Origin of the sequence: Synechococcus sp. 1G10 (assembly GCF_002252625.1) — a bacterium.
In the GTDB taxonomy this organism is placed as follows: Bacteria; Cyanobacteriota; Cyanobacteriia; order PCC-6307; family Cyanobiaceae; genus Regnicoccus_A.
In genome coordinates, this window is the sequence record NZ_NQKW01000055.1 from 1 (window position 1) to 1,718 (window position 1,718).

At 53.9% G+C, this 1,718-nt stretch carries 1 protein-coding gene; it reads left to right on the forward strand.

All coding sequences use genetic code 11. The features are described from left to right. Window positions 1-115: 115 nt before the first annotated feature. Window positions 116-1,645, forward strand: coding sequence for an IS5 family transposase (locus CJZ82_RS17400; RefSeq protein WP_233130368.1), 1,530 nt, complete (start codon window positions 116-118; stop codon window positions 1,643-1,645). Window positions 1,646-1,718: the final 73 nt, after the last annotated feature.

Here is a 1,718-nt window from a genome sequence, read left to right on the forward strand (position 1 = left end):
GGGCTTCCTGAAAAAGGGCAGAGCGGCTGCAACGCAATGGATCTGAGCAGTTTTAGAAGGTAGAATGTGCGCAATTCGGCTCGATATCGCCGAAAAGCAGTCCAGAGTTTTCCACATGTATCGGCGCGAGCATCGTCACCAGCTCTCGTTTGAGAATTTCTTCTTGCCGTTTGGTGGCAAGCTCTCCGGCAGCAATCGGTGGATCAAGCTTGTGGAGCTCATTCCCTGGGAGGAGCTGGAGAATGACTACGCATCACATTTCAGCAAAGGGTTTGGAGCACCTGCCAAGCCATTTCGAATGGCACTGGGTGCCCTCATCATCAAGGCACGCCTGGCAATCACAGACGAAGAACTAGTTGAGCAAATCAAGGAAAATCCGTACCTTCAGTTCTTCATTGGGTTGGAAGCGTTCCAGTTCACCGCACCATTTGATCCATCGATGATGGTCTATTTCCGGAAGCGCCTGCCGGAGTCAGTGATCAACGACTGCAACGAGCGGATCGTTCGCCATGGCCTAACTATGATCCAGTCCGCAGGTACCGACGATGATCCGGATACCGGCACGGGTGGTGGTTCTTCCTCAGGGCATAGCAGCAATGATGACGCGCCTACACCGGCAGTCAACCAGGGCACACTCTTGATTGATGCCACCTGCGTGCCAGTAGATATCCGCTATCCGACTGATTTGTCTCTGCTCAATGAAGCTAGAGAAGTCACCGAGAAACTGATTGATGCGATGCATCCGCCAATCAGAGAAGCGTTTGGCCAGAAGCCACGCACGCATTGCAAGAAAGCCCGGCAGCAGTTTCTTGCCGTGGCCAAAAAGAAGCGCCCTCGCATCAGCAAGATACGAAAGGCGATCAAGCAGCAGCTCGGCCATCTGGAGCGGAATCTGGCCAGCATTGATGCCCTGATCGCTTGCGGTGGCTGCCTTCTAGCTGCGGGAAGTCACTGGTACCACAAGCTCTTGGTGGTCAGCGAACTGGTTCGCCAGCAGAAAATTCTCTACCACTCAGACACTAGAAGCATCCCCGATCGGGTCGTGAGCCTCTTCCAATCTCACATCAGGCCGATTGTTCGTGGCAAGGCCAGGTGCAATGTCGAATTCGGAGCCAAGATCTCCATTTCAGTCACGGGCGATGGGTTCACCTACCTGGATCGGCTGAGTTACGATCCCTACAATGAAGGAGAAGACCTGAAGGCTCAGGCAATAGTCTATCGCCGTCGTCATGGTCATTATCCTGAAGTGATCTGTGCCGATCAGATATATCGGACTCGAGCTAACCGCGCATTCTGTCAGCGCCACGGTATTCGCCTGAGTGGACCTCGCCTTGGTCGGCCCAAAAGTGATCCCGAGCTTGTGGCAGAAGAGAAGAGGCAGTTTCTTGATGATCAGCGTCAACGAAATGCCGTCGAGGGCAAAATCGGACAGGGGAAGCGCCGATTTGGATTGGGCCTGATTCGTGAGAAGCTGGCCGCCACCCAAGGTACAGCCATTGCATTGGCTGTACTGGTGATGAACCTCGAGAAGCTGCTGGAGCTTCTTTTTGTCTTTTTTAGCTTCTTGCTACAGCTACTGAGCGGCAATGAAGCCATCCGAAGAGCCGAGGAGCAACTCTTGGGCCATCAGGCAGCTGCAGCCTGAGGAATACTCAGAGGTGAACCTGGATCCCCCACTTTGTTGCCCTGGGGCTGGTTTTCACTTTCTCAGGAGGCCC

Excerpts from the sequence above, each read along its gene's own strand:
- CJZ82_RS17400 (WP_233130368.1), top strand. The coding sequence starts at position 116 with ATGTATCGGCGCGAGCATCGTCACCAGCTCTCGTTTGAGAATTTCTTC.